This window comes from Achromobacter sp. SD115, from assembly GCF_017355315.1.
GTDB lineage: Bacteria > Pseudomonadota > Gammaproteobacteria > Burkholderiales > Burkholderiaceae_B > Achromobacter > Achromobacter xylosoxidans_B.
Window position 1 is genome coordinate 254,355 of record NZ_JADIJM010000004.1, and the last position, 16,332, is coordinate 270,686.

Annotated in this window: 19 protein-coding genes and 3 tRNA genes; 8 read left to right on the top strand and 14 right to left on the bottom strand. The window is 65.0% G+C overall.

Features of this window, described 5'->3' with window-relative positions:
- Positions 1-30 precede the first annotated feature (30 nt).
- Genes IPU70_RS08145 through IPU70_RS08155 form a run of 3 tightly spaced genes read left to right on the top strand, consistent with a single transcriptional unit; the run spans position 31 to position 1,243 of the window.
- A complete protein-coding gene (locus IPU70_RS08145; protein WP_207466367.1) occupies positions 31-216 on the top strand; it encodes a hypothetical protein in 186 nt (61 codons plus the stop codon).
- Positions 213-755, top strand: a complete 543-nt coding sequence (locus tag IPU70_RS08150) for a lysozyme (protein WP_207466369.1) — start codon at positions 213-215, stop codon at positions 753-755. The genes IPU70_RS08145 and IPU70_RS08150 overlap by 4 nt, the downstream gene beginning before the upstream one ends.
- The gene (locus IPU70_RS08155; protein ID WP_207466371.1) at positions 734-1,243 is read left to right on the top strand and encodes a lysis system i-spanin subunit Rz; all 510 of its coding nucleotides are present in this window, start codon (positions 734-736) and stop codon (positions 1,241-1,243) included. Before IPU70_RS08150 ends, IPU70_RS08155 begins: the two co-directional genes overlap by 22 nt.
- Here the strand turns inward: IPU70_RS08155 and IPU70_RS08160 are convergent.
- A complete protein-coding gene (locus IPU70_RS08160) occupies positions 1,240-1,530 on the bottom strand; it encodes a hypothetical protein (protein ID WP_207466373.1) in 291 nt (96 codons plus the stop codon). The genes IPU70_RS08155 and IPU70_RS08160 overlap by 4 nt on opposite strands.
- A 31-nt stretch (positions 1,531-1,561) precedes the next feature.
- On the bottom strand, positions 1,562-1,888 hold the full coding sequence (locus tag IPU70_RS08165; RefSeq protein ID WP_242702374.1) for a hypothetical protein: 327 nt from the start codon (positions 1,886-1,888) through the stop codon (positions 1,562-1,564).
- 80 nt (positions 1,889-1,968) lie between these two features.
- Between IPU70_RS08165 and IPU70_RS08170 the strand changes: the two genes are divergently transcribed.
- Positions 1,969-2,163, top strand: a complete 195-nt coding sequence (locus IPU70_RS08170) for a hypothetical protein (protein WP_207466375.1) — start codon at positions 1,969-1,971, stop codon at positions 2,161-2,163.
- On the opposite strand, the gene IPU70_RS08175 is transcribed toward IPU70_RS08170, so the two are convergent.
- From IPU70_RS08175 to egtD, 5 genes are all read right to left on the bottom strand, one after another.
- Positions 2,160-2,816 (bottom strand): SOS response-associated peptidase, encoded by a 657-nt coding sequence (locus IPU70_RS08175; protein ID WP_207466377.1) that lies wholly within the window; start codon positions 2,814-2,816, stop codon positions 2,160-2,162. The genes IPU70_RS08170 and IPU70_RS08175 overlap by 4 nt on opposite strands.
- A 15-nt stretch (positions 2,817-2,831) precedes the next feature.
- Positions 2,832-3,167, bottom strand: coding sequence for a hypothetical protein (locus tag IPU70_RS08180; protein ID WP_207466379.1), 336 nt, complete (start codon positions 3,165-3,167; stop codon positions 2,832-2,834).
- 145 nt (positions 3,168-3,312) lie between these two features.
- Positions 3,313-3,389: transfer RNA gene (locus tag IPU70_RS08185), tRNA-Met, on the bottom strand.
- Between the two features lie 125 nt (positions 3,390-3,514).
- Complete coding sequence (gene egtB, locus IPU70_RS08190; protein ID WP_207466381.1) at positions 3,515-4,831, bottom strand: ergothioneine biosynthesis protein EgtB; 1,317 nt, start codon at positions 4,829-4,831, stop codon at positions 3,515-3,517.
- Between the two features lie 35 nt (positions 4,832-4,866).
- Positions 4,867-5,844, bottom strand: coding sequence for an L-histidine N(alpha)-methyltransferase (egtD, locus tag IPU70_RS08195; protein ID WP_207466383.1), 978 nt, complete (start codon positions 5,842-5,844; stop codon positions 4,867-4,869).
- Between the two features lie 419 nt (positions 5,845-6,263).
- On the opposite strand from egtD, the gene IPU70_RS08200 reads away from it, so the two are divergent.
- Positions 6,264-6,599: a YqjD family protein gene (locus IPU70_RS08200; RefSeq protein WP_013392609.1), complete on the top strand. Its 336-nt coding sequence runs from the start codon at positions 6,264-6,266 to the stop codon at positions 6,597-6,599.
- Positions 6,600-6,610: 11 nt separating this feature from the next.
- On the top strand, positions 6,611-8,077 hold the full coding sequence (locus tag IPU70_RS08205; protein WP_242702375.1) for a phosphatidylserine/phosphatidylglycerophosphate/cardiolipin synthase family protein: 1,467 nt from the start codon (positions 6,611-6,613) through the stop codon (positions 8,075-8,077).
- Between the two features lie 18 nt (positions 8,078-8,095).
- Here IPU70_RS08205 and IPU70_RS08210 read toward each other — a convergent pair whose 3' ends face one another.
- The 5 genes from IPU70_RS08210 to IPU70_RS08230 all read right to left on the bottom strand — a co-directional run bounded on the left by IPU70_RS08210 (position 8,096) and on the right by IPU70_RS08230 (position 14,380).
- Positions 8,096-9,766, bottom strand: a complete 1,671-nt coding sequence (locus IPU70_RS08210) for an FMN-binding glutamate synthase family protein (RefSeq protein ID WP_207466385.1) — start codon at positions 9,764-9,766, stop codon at positions 8,096-8,098.
- Between the two features lie 84 nt (positions 9,767-9,850).
- Positions 9,851-11,077, bottom strand: coding sequence for a YeeE/YedE family protein (locus IPU70_RS08215; RefSeq protein ID WP_207466388.1), 1,227 nt, complete (start codon positions 11,075-11,077; stop codon positions 9,851-9,853).
- 145 nt (positions 11,078-11,222) lie between these two features.
- Entirely contained in the window at positions 11,223-12,503 is a 1,281-nt protein-coding gene (locus tag IPU70_RS08220; protein WP_207466390.1) for an arsenic transporter, read from the bottom strand.
- 11 nt (positions 12,504-12,514) lie between these two features.
- Positions 12,515-13,459, bottom strand: a complete 945-nt coding sequence (locus tag IPU70_RS08225; RefSeq protein ID WP_207466392.1) for an AEC family transporter — start codon at positions 13,457-13,459, stop codon at positions 12,515-12,517.
- A gap of 27 nt (positions 13,460-13,486) precedes the next feature.
- Positions 13,487-14,380, bottom strand: coding sequence for a DMT family transporter (locus tag IPU70_RS08230; RefSeq protein ID WP_207466528.1), 894 nt, complete (start codon positions 14,378-14,380; stop codon positions 13,487-13,489).
- A gap of 114 nt (positions 14,381-14,494) precedes the next feature.
- Between IPU70_RS08230 and IPU70_RS08235 the strand changes: the two genes are divergently transcribed.
- Complete coding sequence (locus tag IPU70_RS08235; protein ID WP_371818883.1) at positions 14,495-14,944, top strand: GNAT family N-acetyltransferase; 450 nt, start codon at positions 14,495-14,497, stop codon at positions 14,942-14,944.
- A 131-nt stretch (positions 14,945-15,075) separates the two neighbouring features.
- Here IPU70_RS08235 and IPU70_RS08240 read toward each other — a convergent pair.
- Positions 15,076-15,160 (bottom strand) — tRNA-Leu (locus tag IPU70_RS08240).
- A 161-nt stretch (positions 15,161-15,321) separates the two neighbouring features.
- Here IPU70_RS08240 and IPU70_RS08245 point away from each other — a divergent pair.
- On the top strand, positions 15,322-15,933 hold the full coding sequence (locus IPU70_RS08245) for a tRNA-uridine aminocarboxypropyltransferase (RefSeq protein WP_207466397.1): 612 nt from the start codon (positions 15,322-15,324) through the stop codon (positions 15,931-15,933).
- A gap of 111 nt (positions 15,934-16,044) precedes the next feature.
- Here IPU70_RS08245 and IPU70_RS08250 read toward each other — a convergent pair.
- Positions 16,045-16,129: transfer RNA gene (locus IPU70_RS08250), tRNA-Leu, on the bottom strand.
- Positions 16,130-16,332: the final 203 nt, after the last annotated feature.

Here is a 16,332-nt window from a genome sequence, read left to right on the forward strand (position 1 = left end):
GGTTTGCCATCCCGACATAGGAGCATGTGCATGCATGAAGACCAGGCCGCAATGGTCAAGATGGGTATCGGCGCCGGTGGCGCCGTTTTTTATGGCTTGACGTTGAACGAATGGGTCGCCGTGGCGACGCTGCTGTATCTCGCGATGCAGATTGGCCTGCTGGTGCCCAAGTACTGGCGGTTGCTGGTGGACTGGTGGAAAGGGAGCAGGGTATGAGCGGCATTGGGAAGCGCATCGCAGGCGGCGCCGCGGCGCTTGTCGCTTCGGGCGCGCTGACGCTGTTCAGCGCAGATCTGCAGCAGTTTCTGGGACGATGGGAGGGGGAAGGGCAGAACGTCGTCTATGCGGACAAGCTGGCCAAAGGCCTGCCCACTGTCTGCAAAGGCGTCACGAGGCACACTAGCCCGTATCCCGTTTTGGTTGGCGATTATTGGTCGCCTGAGCGATGTGCCGAGGTCGAACAGATGGTGGTGAGCAAGGGGCAGCTCAAACTGGCCGACTGCATTGGCGTAGCCATCAGTCAGCCAATTTTCGATGCCTTGAGCAGCCACTCCCACAATTTCGGCGTCCCCAGCACTTGCGCCAGCCGGGCCGTCGGCCTGATCAACGCCGGGCGTGTGGCGGACGGCTGCAACGCGCTCGCGCACGGTCCCGACGGAAAGCCTGTTTGGTCGTACGCAGACGGCAAGTTTGTACGCGGCTTGTACAACCGCCGACTTGAGGAGCGCGCGCTATGCCTATCGGGACTGCATTGATCGGTTGGCGGGGCTACGTGGTAGCGCTGGCAGTGGGCGGTGCGGTGGCTGGCGGCGCGGCCTGGGCGGCGCAGAGCTGGCGCTACGGTGCCAAGATTGCCGCCATGCGCGCCGACGAGGCTGGCCGCGTGGCCGAAGCCCAGCGCCAAGCGCGGGAGATCCTGCAGCGGCGCTACGCCGATGTGGGTTTGATCAACGAACGGAACGCGAAGGCCGAGTGGGCCGCGTATGGAGGGCTGCGCAGTGCCCAAATCGAAGATGACGGCCTTCGGGCTGATGTTGATGCTGGGCGCCAGCGGCTGCACGTCGCTGCCGCCTGCCCCGCCGCCAGCGGTGGTGGAGTGCCCAAAGCAGGAGCCGCCGCCGGCGTGGGTAATGGAGCCCGCGCCGAGCTTGATCCTGCTGCTCGATCGGATTATTTCGCCCTTCGAGCTGGAATCCGGCAAATGACGGCGCAGCTGGAGGCATGCCAAGCGCGGTTGCGTTAGTCGGCGCCCGACCATTCATCGCGCACCGCACGCAGGCCCCGCTCCAGGATGAACGTCGCCCGATAGGTCGTAGGTGTGACGCGGCAGTCAATCTCCAGCAGTCCGTCGCGTTCGCCGGCGGCGAGCACATCGCGCAACTTTTTGCCGCCTTCGAGCCTGAACGCTTCGCGCAGGCGCTGGATACTCAGGTAGTCGCCATTCTTGACGTCCGCGAGCGCGGGCAGGGCTCGGATCCAAATATCGCGAACGGGTGGGGAATTGGTATAAGTGTCGTCGTAATAGTTCATCGTGATGAAAACCTGCGCGCAGCCAAGCTGGCTAGCTGTCGATCCACTGCATCCACCACCCCTGGTAGTAGCGGGTGCCAGCAATCTCCTCGAAGCCCGCAACCATCATGCCCCTGTCTGATGCGAATGTCAGGAGCTGAGGCTCGATCAGGTCCGGGATTGATGCCCTTTCCCTGGCGCCGAACGTCAAGAGCTTGTCCATAGTCATCACCGTGACCTGACGGTTGAGACCTTTGTGAAGTATTGAATACATGTGCACCGTCCCGACCACGGGCTGGCCCGGATCGTTGTCGCGGCGGCGTTCGCCCAGGTGATGGGTGCGCAGGACGGTGCACTGGAACGGCATGATCGAAAGCAAATATACTGGACAAAAACACAGTATATTTCACCCGCAGACCTACGCAACTCGGCCCAACCTCGGCCGATAGGGGACAGATCATGGCTGATGTGGAATGGGTGCAGCGGGACGACTACTACTGGCAGGGGCCGCCTGGCTGGACGATCTGTCGAGTCTTCGTGGACGACATGTGGCAGTACGAACTGTGGTTCAGTCGCGGCGACAGTGGCACGATTTACGGCATGCGCGCGTCGTTGCCGGCCGCCCAGGACCTATACCGGCAGAAGCTGAACTAGAAAAGCGATAGGTTGGTCGCGTTCCCTACCGGCATCGGGGTGGCGGTCCACGCCTCGGCCGGTGCGCCGCGGAGCATACCCATGGCCTGATCTGGAACCGCGTCGAGCCACGCGTCGTGGGCCTCGTCCGGCAGCAGCACCGCCATTCGCTTCTCGTCATTGAGCCCGTGGTAGAGCTTGAAAAGCGTATGGTTGTCGGCGTTGACGGTGATCATGGTGTAGGTCTCCATCGGCTCACCACCGGCATCTACGGCGATATCCCAGAGTCCGGCCAAGCCCAGTGGGGCGCCGTCGCTGCGCGTAAACCGGGTAGCGATCTGGTACTTCTGCCGCCAGTCCGGCTCGAAGATAGCGTCAGCCGGAATGATGCAGCGTTGCCCTGCCTGCCAAGCGGCTTGGAACGTGCGGGCCGTCTCCAACCTGTCGGACCGCGCGTTGAAGGTGGAGACCGCGGGCGATACCCTGATACCCCGCCGAGCCAGGCCCCAATGGCCAACGACCGCTTCCCGGCCGACGCTTCCTATCGTCCGCCGGACGAACAGACCCTCATAGCCTGGGCGCATGTCGTAGGAGTAGGCGCGCGCGGGAGGGTGCACTCCGAACTTCTTGAGTAGCTTTTCAGCATCCTTGAGTGTTTGGTAATGCGAGCACATCGCGCGTCTCGTACGCTATCGTGACGGTGCCTGCCAGCCGTGCCGCTCGGCGATCACTTGCCATTCGGGTTTTTGAGAAGCAATGGCACCTTCGCAGAACAAGCGGAGCGGCTTCCATTGGGCATGGTCCAGGTCCAGCCTGTCGCCCGCGCTGGTAGCGGCTACACCCTCATAGTACTCATTGCTGTGAAGCCGATCGATTGCTGACCTCAAGTGGGCTTTAAGGTCTGGATCGTCGGTTTTCGTGTAGACCGCGGTGAATTTGTTGACACGCGCCGGCACCTGGGCGGTGACCATCAGCGCCTCAAGGGTCTTTTGGTAGCTTGTTGTCGACATTGCTGCGTAATCCATATGAAGCCTTTCGACCATCTAGGTTACTCAATGCGATGTGACAGCGGTACTGTTCGGACTACTGGATATTGGACGCTGTCTAATATTTGGTCCAAAACGCACCAAAGAAAAAAGCCCCCACTTACGTGGAGGCCCTTGAATTCTTTGGTGGCGCATCCCTGATTCGAACAGGGGACCTGCGGATTATGATTCCGTCGCTCTAACCGGCTGAGCTAATGCGCCATTTCGATAAATCCCTGCATTTACGTCACATCCGTGTCGCAATCAGTGATCAACGAAGAACGAAATTCTAGCATGAAATTTTTGGCGTGCGCAAGCGATCCGTACTCAAATTTCAAGGAAGTGCTTCATGCGTCCCGTGCAAGGCGGATCCCGGAGAACTGCCAGCGGGCTTCGGGCGGGAAAAAGTTGCGATAGCTGGGGCGGATGTGGTCCCTGGGCGTGGCGCAGGAGCCACCTCGCAGCACGTACTGGTTGCACATGAATTTGCCGTTGTATTCGCCCACCGCGCCGCTGTCGGGCTTGAAGCCGGGGTAGGCGTCGTAGGCGCTGGAGGTCCATTCCCAGGCGTCGCCGAATAGTTGCACGGGCCCGCCCGTGCCGTTGCGCGCGGGGGCGGGGCGCGTGTCCAGGTGGCCGTTTTCCAGCATGTTGGCGCGCGCGGTCAGCGCGCCTTCGGGCAGTTGGCGGGCGGCATGTTCCCATTCGGCTTCGCGCGGCAGCCGTACGCGCGCCCAGCGCGCGTAGGCATCGGCCTCGAAGTAGCTGATGTGCGTCACCGGCGCCTGCAGTTCCAGTTCCTGCATGCCGCGTAGGGTGAAGATGCGCCAGTCGTCGCGCTGTCCTTCCCAGTAGAGCGGGGCGCGCCAGCCTTCGGCGCAGACCCGGTCCCAGCCCAGCGACAGCCAGAGTTCGGGGCGCTTGTAGCCGCCATCGCGGATGAAGGCCAGGTACTCGTGCTGAGTCACCAGCCGATCGGCCAGATGGAACGGCGCCAGCAGCACGTCATGGGCGGGGCCTTCGTTGTCGAAACCGAAACCGCTGCCGTCATGGCCGATGCGCGTGACGCCGCCGGCGTAGCGGGTCCAGCCGGCAGGCGTGGCAGGCGGCAGCGCAGGCGTGCCTGGCGCTACGTAGACGGGCTTGAGCGGATTGGCCGACAGCATGTGCTTCAAATCAGTCAGGATCAGTTCCTGGTGCTGCTGTTCGTGATTCAGCCCGAGTTCCAGCAAGGCGTCGAAGGCGGGATCGTTGCCCCCCAGGCGCGAGATCAGCTCATGCATGGCCTCGTCCACGTGGCGGCGATATTGCTGCACCTCTGTCAGCGCGGGACGCGAAAGCAGGCCGCGGTGCGGACGCGGATGCTTGGCGCCGACGGCGTTGTAGTAGGAGTTGAACAGCATGCGGTACTGCGGATGGAAGACCGAATAAGGCGGATGAAAGCGCGTCAGCAGAAAGGTCTCGAAGAACCAGGTCGTGTGGGCCAGATGCCATTTGACCGGGCTGCAGTCCGGCATGGATTGCACCTGGCAATCCTCGGCGCTCAGGGGGGCGGCCAGGGCCGTGCTGGTCGAGCGCACGGCGTCGTAGCGGTCGTGCTGCCCCGCCTGGCCGGCAGCGTAAGGTCCGGTGGCGGGGTGAGTCAGCAGGCACGCAGGTTCCATGGCGATCCTCCAGTGGCGTTGAGGGCGGGCCCGCTTCAGGCGCGGGCGCTGAAAACCGAAAACCAGCCGCGGGAATCCGACCAATGCACGACGTCGCGGTAGCCGGCGCTTTGCAGCAGGTCGGCGAAGGCTGGCGGGGTGAACTTGTAGGAATTTTCGGTGTGGATGCGTTCGCCGGCGCTGAAGGCGCGCGCGCCGCCGGGCCAGGCCACGCGCACCGCGCGTTGCGCTTCCAGATGCATTTCGATGCGCGAACTGGCGCTGTTGAACAGCGCCACATGGCGCCAGTCGTCCACGTCGAAATCGGCGTCCAGCACGCTGTTCACGTGCCGCAGCAGGTTCAGGTTGAAGGCCGCGGTCAGGTGCAGCGCGTCGTCGTAGGCGGGTTCCAGCACCTGCTTGGGTTTGACGCGGTCCACGCCCACCAGCAGCCCGCCGCCCGCGCATTGCTCGCGGATCCGCCGCAGCATGGCATGCGCGTCCTCGGGACTGAGATTGCCGATGCTGGAGCCGGGATAGAAGAACAGCCGCCGTTCGGCGGGTACGCTGGCGGGCAGGGCCAGCGCGTGGGTGTAGTCCTGGCCGATGGCGGTGATCTGCAGGTCGGGGTAGGACAGCTGCAGGCGGCGCACCGCGGCTTGCAGGTAGTCGGCCGAGATGTCGATGGGTACGTAATGGCGCGGGCGCAGGCTGGCAAACAGGCGTTCGGCCTTGACGCAATCGCCCGCGCCCAGGTCCACCATCGAGAGCACTGGGCCGATGTGGCGGGCGATGTCGGCGCCGTGACGCTGGAAGATTTCCGACTCGCAGCGCGTCGGGTAGTACTCCGGCAACTGCGTGATGGCGGTGAAGAGCGCCGAGCCCAGCGCGTCATAGAGGAACTTGGGATCAATGTGCGCGTGACGCGCCAGCAAGCCGTCGCGCAGTTCGATTTGTTCGGCGCTGGGAGGCTGCGGCTCCTGGGCGATGAACGTCGGCGCGGCGGGGGCAAACAGTGCGGAAGGCGAAACCATGCGTCCTGTTCCTTTTCTGTCGCCGGACCACCCCCGGCGGACACGTCCCCGAAAGGGGTGGCAAGCGCTAGGGAGGCACGGCGTTGGGAGGCCCAGACCAGGCGGTTCTGGCGCATTGCAAAAGTCTATTGTGGCCGCCAGGGCAGGGCCGGTGTCAAGCGCCAAGCCGCTGAATGCAATGGACTTTTACGAATTCGAAAGGGAGCCTGGACGCCTGCGCCCGCGTTCGGCCGCAGCCTTCCGATACGTTTGCTTGCGTTGAAATATCGGTTTACCGCTGGTTGCCAAAGCTCTGGCGAGGGTGCCCGATGATGGTCACAATGGGGCCACGCAATGCGCAGCCCCGTCCGGGAACGCGGCATGCTGCATTGCGTCAGGCGGCCCGATTCCGCGAGGCCCGACAACGACAAGGAGCGACGATGAACCGTAAGCACCAACGCGCCGAAATGGCCCTGCACCGTGAACGGGTGAGCGACAGCTTCCATGAACTGCTCGCCGGTACGGAAGACCTCTTACGGTCGACCGCTACGTACACAGGCTCCGAGATCGAGGCGGCGCGCGCGCGCCTGAAGCGCCAGGTGGCCGAGGCGCGCGAGTCCGCCGGTGATTGGGAGGGCGCGGCACGGGAGCGCGCGCGCCGCGCCACCGCCTACGCCGACGAGTACGTGCATGAACATGCCTGGAAGTCGGTGGGCGTGGCGGCGCTGGTGGGCGCCTTGCTCGGCTGCCTGCTGGCTTCGGGCGGCCGCCGCTAAGCCGGAAAGCCATGAAGCCGCCCGCGGCGGTGCGCCGGCCGGGATTGCGGCGGGACAAGTGGCCGTGGCTGGCCGGCGCATACCGGTGGTTGTTGCCGCTGGCGTGCGCGGCCTTGCTGGCGGCGTGCGCCAGCGTTCCCGACTCCCAGGAGCGCCGCGAACGCGAATCGCAGGCCAGCCTGTCGGCCGACGCGGCGCTGGACAGCTATCGCCGCGGCCAGGGTATCGCGGCGGATCCGCAGACTCCCAAGGATGACTTCCTTGCGCGTCACCTCGCCGTCGAGCAGGCGGTCAGCGGCGCGCCGCTGGTGGCCGGCAACCGCGTCCGGCTGTTGGCTGACGGGCCCAGCACCTATCGCGCCATGTTGCAGTCCATTGCGCAGGCGCGCCGATATGTGCACATGGAAACCTATATCTTCGATGACGATGCCGAGGGTGCGCGCTTTGCCGAAGCCTTGATCGCGGCGCGCAATCGCGGCGCCGAAGTGTCCTTGATGGTCGACGCGGTAGGGACCATCAAGACGCCCGATGCCTTGTTCCAGCGCCTGCGCGACGCGGGCGTGCAGGTGGCGATATTCAATCCGGTCAACCCGGCCAGCGGCCGCGCGGGGTGGTCGCCGAACCAGCGCAACCATCGCAAGGTGCTGGTCGTGGACGGCAAGGTCGGCTACCTGGGCGGCATCAACGTCAGCAGCGTCTACGAATCCTCGCCCGGGTCTGGATCAGGATCGAGATCGGGAAGCGGCGCCGGCAAGGCCGACGGGCCAGCTGCGGCGGATGCCAAGGAAGCTCCTTGGCGCGACACGCATCTGCGCATCGAGGGGCCCGCGGTGGCCCAGCTGGAGCAAGTCCTCCGCGCTGGCTGGGAATCCCAGTCCAAGGAACCGATCAAGGGTGGAGACTCGCAGGTAGCGCCAGCCGCAGGCGCGACGACCGTGCGGATACTGGCCAACCAGCCGGATCGCAGCGATGGCTACACCGTCTATCTGACGCTGATGTCGGCGTTTGAAAGCGCGCAGGAATACATCCACATCACCATGGCGTACTTCGTGCCGGATCCGGCCTTCATCGACGTCCTGACGGACGCGGCCGGACGGGGCGTCGACGTGGCGCTGGTGCTGCCAGGCTTCAGCGATTCGTCGCTGGTGTTCCATGCGGGGCGGTCGCATTACACGGATCTGCTGAGGGCCGGCGTGAAAATCTACGAGCGGCGCGATGCGCTCCTGCATGCCAAGACCGCGGTGGTGGACGGCGTGTGGTCCACGGTGGGTTCCAGCAACCTGGATTGGCGCAGTTTTGCCCTGAACTACGAAATCAACGCGGTGGTGCTGGGGCCTGAATTCGCGGCGGAAATGGAGGCGCTGTTTCAGCGCGATGTCGCCGATGCGGTGCGGATCACGCCCGAGGCCTGGCAGGCCAGGGGCGTGGGAGACCGTTCGATGGAGTTCTTCTCGCGCATGTTCGAACGCTGGCTGTAGCGCCCGGCGCCAGTCGGCTCAGACTTGCGCGGCGGCCGGTGCGGCATGGGCGGCGTGTTCTTGCGCCAGGGCCGTGGTGATGTCGTGGGTCGGCTGGAACGAACTGGCCTGGGCCATCGACCAGCCTGCGCGGAACACCTGGTGGCGGAATTCGCCGCGCAGCAGTTCGCCGGGCGCCAGCTCCGGGAACAGCGCCGACAGCAGCCGGATTTCGCTGGACGAGATGCGGCGCGCGATATGGTGCGGACGGAGTTGGCCGGGGTGAGTCAGGCCGGCTGCCGCCAACAGTTCCGCCAGCGCATGCAGGGTGTTGCGGTGGAAGTTGGCCACGCGCTGCGCCTTGTCCGGCACCACCAACGCGCGCTGCCGCAGCGGGTCTTGCGTGGTGACGCCAGTGGGGCATTTGCCGGTGTGGCAGGCCTGGGCCTGGATACAGCCGATGGCGAACATGAAGCCGCGCGCCGCGTTGCACCAGTCCGCGCCCATGGCCATGACGCGGGCCATGTCGAAGGCCGTGATGATTTTGCCGGACGCGCCTAGCTTGATGCGGTCGCGCAGGTTCACGCCGATCAGCGTGTTGTGGACCAGGCGCAGCGCTTCGCGCAGGGGCGTGCCGACGTGATCCACGAACTCCACGGGCGCGGCGCCGGTGCCGCCTTCGGCCCCGTCCACCACGATGAAGTCCGGCGTGATGCCGGTTTCCAGCATGGCCTTGACGATGGCGAACCATTCCCAGGGATGGCCCACGCAGAACTTGAAGCCGACTGGCTTGCCGCCGGACAGCTCGCGCAGGCGTGCCACGAACTTCATCAGGCCGATGGGCGAGTCGAAGGCGGAATGGGTGGCGGGCGAATTGCAGTCCTGCCAGGCCACGACGCCGCGCGCCTCGGCGATCTCGGGCGTGACCTTGCCCGCGGGCAGGATGCCGCCGTGGCCGGGCTTGGCGCCTTGCGACAGCTTGATCTCGATCATCTTGACCTGCGGCGTACAGGCATTCTTGACGAAGGCTTCTTCGGAGAACGCGCCGTGTTCATCGCGGCAGCCGAAGTAGCCCGAGCCGATATTCCAGACCAGGCCGCCGCCCGGCTGGCGATGGTAGCGGCTGATGCCGCCTTCACCGGTGTCGTGCGCGAAGTTGCCCTGGCGGGCGCCCTCGTTCAGGGCCAGGACGGCGTTGGCCGACAAGGCGCCGAAGCTCATGGCCGACACATTGAACGCGGACATGGAGTACGGCTGCTTGCACTCGGGGCCGCCCACGGTGACGCGGAAGTCGGTGTCGGGGATTTGCGAGGGCGACATGGAATGGTTGATCCATTCGTAGCGGTCGCCGTAGACGTCTTCCTGGGTGCCGAAGGGGCGCTTGTCGATTTCGCGCTTGGCGCGCTGATAGACGATGGAACGCTGCGCGCGCGAGAACGGCGCGGCCTGCGTGTCGTCTTCCAGGAAGTATTGGCGGATCTCGGGACGGATGAACTCGAACAGGAACCGCAGATTGCCCAGGACCGGATAGTTGCGTCGGATGGCGTGGCGGGTCTGCACCAGGTCATAGACGCCCAGCGCGCCCAGCAGCGCCAGCGGCACGGCCAGCCACAGCCACCAGAGCGAGCTGGTCGCAGCCAGGGCCGCGGTGACCGCGGCGCCGATCAGGGTCAACAAAAAAGCCGTGTAACGGCCGAAAAACCAGCTCATGTCCATCTCCGTATTTCGGGATGGAGCAACCATACACCAGGAGCCATCCCCTCGTGCCGGGGGAAGGTCCTGGAATACTGTTTCTCAGCAGCTGGAAGCCGCCGGGGTCTTCTCCACCGCGAGGCCGAACGCCGGACGCAGGCGCACGCCCAGGGCGCTGCCGGCGAAGGCGGCCGGCAGCCACAGCCAGGCGTGCAGGCTGCCCGACAGGATGCCGCTGAAGTAGGCGCCGATATTGCAGCCGAAGGCCAGGCGCGAACCGTAGCCCAGCAGCAGGCCGCCGACGACGGCGCCCACGAGCGAGAGGGCCGGCACCTTCCAGATGGGTGCGAACTTGCCGGCGGCGCTGGCGGCGGCAAGCGCGCCCAGCATCAGGCCGATGTCCATGACGGTGGTGACGTCCTGGCGCAGCGGCGCGGCCAGCGAGGGCTGCTTGGCCCAGTAGGCCCAGGTGGCCACGTCGCCGCCGAAGGCGTCCAGGGTCTTGGCGCCCCACAGCGCGAAGGCGGACGTGATGCCCCAGGGGCGGCCGGCCAACGCCAGCGTGGCGAAGTTCAGCACCACCAGCGCCACGCCGCCCCAGATCAGCGGCCAGGGACCTTGCAGCAAGGACACCGGGCGCGCGGTGCGCGAGGCAAAGGAGATCACATGGCCGTGGCGGCGCTTTTCCAGCGCCGTGGCCGCCCACGCGATCAGCGCGAACACGGCCAGGTTGATGGCCAGCGCGGGCGCCAGGCCCCAGGTCTTGATCAGCGAGGTCGGCGCCAGCGCCGGCAGGTTCGACCACCAGCCGAAGTTGGCGGTGGCGATGACCGAGCCGATGATGAAGAACAGCAACGTGACCACCATGCGGGTGTTGCCCCCGCCCACGGCGAACAGCGTGCCCGAGGCGCAGCCGCCGCCCAGTTGCATGCCGATGCCGAACAGAAAGGCGCCCAGCAGGACCGAGACGCCCGGGGGCGACACGAAGCCGCTGACCGGCTGGCCGAACAGCGAGCCCGCCGCCAGGAAGGGGAAGAACAGCAGCACGCCCGCGGCCAGCATCAGCATCTGCGCGCGCAGCCCGGCGCCGCGGCGGTCGGACACGAACACGCGCCAGGCTTGGGTGAAGCCGAAAGAGGCGTGGTACAGGGTCACGCCCAGCAGGGCGCCGACAACCCACAGCGCTCCCTGGCGCCAGCTGACGGTCTGGTGCAGGTACAGGGCGCCTGCCAGCACCAGCAGCAAGGCGATCCAGAGCGGCTTGCGGTTGATCTGGATGGGCGGCAGGGCGGAAGACGGCAGGGGGAGGGTGGAAGCGTTGGTGCTCATGGGCGAGTCCCGGGGATCTGATGCGTAAGAAAGCAAAACGGGCGCGCGCAGGCACCCGTATAGGTTCGTAAGTCTAAAGCGGTGCAAGCCTGACTCAAACCATCGATTAATGTCTTTTAAATAACTAAAAGTAATATGTGGCCGTCTATTGCAGCCGCCACGCCAGCGCCGCCAGGGTCAGCAGCAGCACTGGCAAGGTCAGCACGATGCCGACCCTGAAGTAATAGCCCCAGGTGATGCGCAGGCCCTTGCGCGCCAGCACGTGCAGCCACAGCAGCGTCGCCAGGCTGCCGATGGGGGTGATCTTGGGGCCGAGATCGCTGCCGATGATGTTGGCGTAGATCATGGCATCCTTCACCACGCCGGTGGCGCTGGTGTCCGCGATCGACAGCGCGCCCACCAGTACGGTGGGCAGGTTGTTCATGATGGAGGCCAGGAAGGCGGTGATGATGCCCGTGCCCATCGCCGCGCCCCACACGCCATACTCCGCGCAACGGTCCAGCACCTGCGCCAGGTGCGCGGTCAGGCCGGCGTTGCGCAGGCCATACACCACCAGGTACATGCCCAGCGAGAAGACTACGATGTGCCAGGGGGCCTCGCGCATGATGCGCCGCGTGCCGACGATATGCTGCCTTCCGGCGATCAGCAGCAGGCCCAGCGCCCCGACGGCGGCGATGGCGCTGACCGGGATGCCCATGGGTTCCAGGATGAAAAAGCCCGCCAGCAGCAGCGCCAGCACGACCCAGCCGGCGCGGAACGTGGTCAGGTCGCGGATCGCGGAAGCAGGCGCGGGCAGTTGGCTTACGTCATAGCGCGGCGGAATGCTGCGGTGGAAGAACAGCAACAGCACCGCCAGGGTCGACGCCACGGCCATCAGGTTCACCGGCAGCATCACCGACGCGTACTCGCCGAACCCGATGTTGAAAAAGTCGGCCGAGACGATGTTGACCAGGTTGGACACGATCAGCGCAATGCTGCCCGTGTCCGCGATGAAGCCCGCAGCCATCACGAAGGCCAGCGAAGCGCCGGGGCCGAAGCCCAGCGCCACCAGCATTTCCATGACGATGGGTGTGAGGATCAGCGCCGCGCCGTCGTTGGCGAACAGCGCGGACACCGCCGCGCCCAGCAGCACGATCAGGACGAACAGCAGCCGGCCCCGGCCTCCGCCCCAGCGTGCCACGTGCAGCGCAGACCATTCGAAGAAGCCGGCCTCGTCCAGGATCAGACTGGTGACGATGATGGCGATGAAGGTGGCGGTGGCGTTCCAGACGATGCGCCAGACATCCGCGATGTCGGCCAGGTGGACCACCCCCGTAGCCAGCGCGAGCGCCGCGCCCAGCACGGCGCTCCAGCCTATCGACAGGCCTCTGGGCTGCCAGATGACCAGGGTGATGGTGAGTACGAAAATGGCGGCGGCGAGCAGCATGATGAAAAGCGTCAGGAAAGCGGATGGGCGCTGATCCAGGCGACCAGCAGGCTGACAGTCAGCACCGATGCCACCGTGGAGACCAGGATGGCGCGCGAGGTCACGCGGGCGTCGCGGCCGTACATCTGCGCCAGCATGAAAGGCCCTGTGCCGATCGGCAGCGCGCTCATCAGCACGGCGGTCCAGGCCCATATTGGCGGCATGGTGAAGACATGGAACGCCAGCACGGCCGTGACGGCGGGCTGCAGCAAGAGCTTGCCGGTGACCAGGCGCATGACGCCCGGCCCCGAGCTGGATGTTTCCGTCTGCGCCAGGAACAGGCCTATCGTGACCAGCGCGCAGGGGCTGGCGGACGCGCCGAGCAAGGCCACGTAGCGGTCCACGCCCTCTGGCAGCGCGAGCCCGGTGAAGGCCCAGGCCAGGCCCAGCAGCGGCGCCGCCAGCAGCGGATTGCGCAGCAGCGCGCGCCCGACCTTGAGCAGCGTGGAGGGCAGGTTGGGCGTTTGCTGGCGGTCGAACTCGATCAGGGCGATGGCACAGCCGAACAGCACGCTGGCGGTGAGCAGAGTGGTGAATGTGGCGGGCGCCATGCTGTCGGGGCCGAACAGCGCCAGGCATAGCGGAATGCCCATGTAGCCGGCGTTGGCGTAGGATGCGGCCAGGCCCTGGATGCCGCGGTCGGTCAGCGCGCGCTGCGTGCGGCGCGCGCCGGCAAAAGAGACCAGGAACGTGACGGCGATGCCGCCCGCGAAGGCTCCCACGAAACCCCAGTGCGCCATGTGCGCCAGGTCCACCTGGGTCATGGCGCGGAACAGCAGCGCGGGCAGCGACAGATAGACGACGTAGCGATTCAGTGCGTCGGTGGCGCCGGAACCCAGGATGCGCCAGCGGGCGGCGAGCCAGCCGGTCAGGATCAGCGCAAAGACCGGCAGGGCGGAGGTAATGACGGCGTTCATGGACGGGGACCTGGAAGGGCGCTCATTCTACTTGGGCGACGCCCGTGCCGTGCGCGTCACCAGCAGGATGCCGAGCGCTGCCAGGGCCATGCCGGGCCAGGCCAGCGCGGGGATGGCTTCGCCCAGGATGATCAGCGCGATGATGGCCGTGCAGGGCGGCACCAGGAAGAACAGCGCGGACACGCGCGAGGCCTCGCCGTAGCGGATCATGGTCAAGAGCAAGGTGATGGCCACCAGCGAATTGCCCACGACCAGATAGGCCAGCGAACCCAGCAAGGGGCCGGTCCACTCGATGTGCATCGGTTCCAGCCAGAACGCCAGCGGCGCGGTGGCGATCAGGCCGACCGCGTACTGCACCATATTGGAGGTGACGGGGTGCGTCTGCACGCCGTAGCGCTTTTCATACAGGGTGCCCCCAGCGATGCAGAGCAGGGCGCAGATGGCGAACGCCAGGCCTAGCGGCGAGAGCACGTCGATCGAGGCCTTGGCGATGATCACCAGCGCGGCGCCCGATACCCCCAGGCCCAGGCCCGCCCAGCGGCGGGCGTCGACTTTCTCGTGCGCGATCGCCGGCGCCAGCAGGCCGATCAGGATAGGCTGCAGCGATGTGATCAGCGCCACGGCGCCGGCCGACATGCCCTGTTTGAGCGACAGATAGGTGAAACAGAAGTAGCCTGCCTGCAACAGCAGCCCGACCATCGCCAGATGGCCCCAGGCGCTGGCGCCGCGCGGCAGCGGCGGGCGCAGAACCAGCATGAAGGGCGCAAGAATCAGCACCACGCAGGCATAGCGCAAGGCCAGGAACGTCATGGGGTCGGCATAGGCCAGACCCACCTTGAGCACGACGAAACCGCTGGACCAGAGAAGCAGGAAGAGCGCGGGCGCGGCTTTCAACCAGGCGGGGGGAGCGGCAGGCGGCATGTGGCGGAACATGGACGACGTGGGCAAGCCGCGATCGTACCCCCTTTTGGCCCTTGTTCATCCCTGCCTAAAATGAGGCGTAGGATTCTTTTATTCATTTGCTGCACGCGAGGGATGGACATGTCGACCAACAAACAAGCTACGGTGCGTATCGCCCTGGGAACCTGGGACCGTTTGCGCGACGACGCATATTCGGTGCGTCACGAGGTGTTCGTCGTCGAACAGAAAGTGCCGCCCGAAGTCGAACTGGACGACGACGACGCCGTGTCGGTGCACGCCGTGGCCTACGGCCCGGACGGCACGCCGATGGGTACGGGCCGGCTTTTGCCCGACGGCCACATCGGCCGCATGGCGGTTCACAAGAAGGCGCGGGGCATGGGTGTTGGCAGCCAGTTGCTGGACGCGTTGATCAAACAAGGCCATGGCGACGGCCATCGCATGCTGGTGCTGCACGCGCAGACACATGCGGCGGGCTTCTACCAGGCGCACGGCTTCAGTGTGGAAGGCGAGGAATTCGTCGAGGCCGGTATTCCGCACGTGGTCATGACACATGTGCTGAAGTAGGGCGGTCTTGCCCGGCTCAAGAAAATTGCGAGCCGGGCAAGAAAATTGGGCCGGACAAAGAAAAAACCCCGGACGCTTACGCGTTCGGGGTTTTTTTGGCGCATCACGCAGGTACCTCGTGATGTAATAATTGGTGCCCAGGAGAGGACTCGAACCTCCACACCTTGCGGCACACGGACCTGAACCGTGCGCGTCTACCAATTCCGCCACCTGGGCGCTGATGCTTTACTTGTCGCTTCGCTTTCGCGTTGTTTCTTGTTCAGCAGCAGAGGAACGAGATTATGCACACTTTTTTAGAAGTGTGCAAGTCATGTGGGGTTTTTTTCATATTTTTTTGCCGCCGGGCCGCTTTCGAAGTTTCGATATAGTGTCGCCCCATGTCCCGTACCCTCTGCACGCGTTGCCTGCGTCCTCGATCACACTGTTTGTGCGCGCTGATTCCCGCGCTTTCCTGTCGCACGCGAGTCGTGGTGCTGCAGCATCCCAGCGAGGCGCGCCATGCCTTGAACACCGCGAGGCTGGCCGTGCTGGGCCTGGCGGGCGCGCGGCGCGTGGTGGGCGAATATTTTTCGGAAGAAGATTGGGCATTGCCCGGGTACCTGCCTCGCTTGCTGTTTCCCGGAGAGGGCGCCGAGGTGTTGGTGCCGGGCTACGGGCAGGATCTCGCCGCGCCCATCAGGTTGATCGTGCCCGACGGCACTTGGGGGCATGCACGCAAGTTGCTGCATATCAATCCCGCACTCGCCGCCTTGCCGCGCGTGATGTTGCCCGCGGGGCTCTCCACGCGCTACCGCGTGCGCCATGCCGACGTGCCGGGTGCGCTGTCCACGATAGAGGCCGTGACGCATGCCTTGAACGCCATCGAAGCGCCGATGAATTTCGATGCGCTGCTGCGGCCTTTCGAGGCATTGATCGATGGCCAGATCGAAGGAATGGGCACCGACCTGTACGCAAGGCATCATTTGAACCGCAAAGTGCCTTGGCGTTGAAGGGCAGGGTTTGCGAAGCGCAAAGCAAAAGCCCCGGAAATCTTGCGATTTCCGGGGCTTTTTAGCCTTTGCCATCAAGACCGGCTTGCTTGGTCTTGATTGAAAATTCCGTGGTGCCCAGGAGAGGACTCGAACCTCCACACCTTGCGGCACACGGACCTGAACCGTGCGCGTCTACCAATTCCGCCACCTGGGCACTGAGCGATACTGTCAGAAGTATGTGATACGCTGCCGCCCTAGTTGCATCGCTTCAGTTAAAACACATTAACTAAAGCATGCTTCCAAAGTGCAGTTGGTTCTACAATACGGTTTTAAGCAACACTTGCTTTAAACCAACCTTCTGACCATTTTCTGCTTCAGTGTTCAGCCTTGGGCGAACCACAGAAGCTGCGCATTATA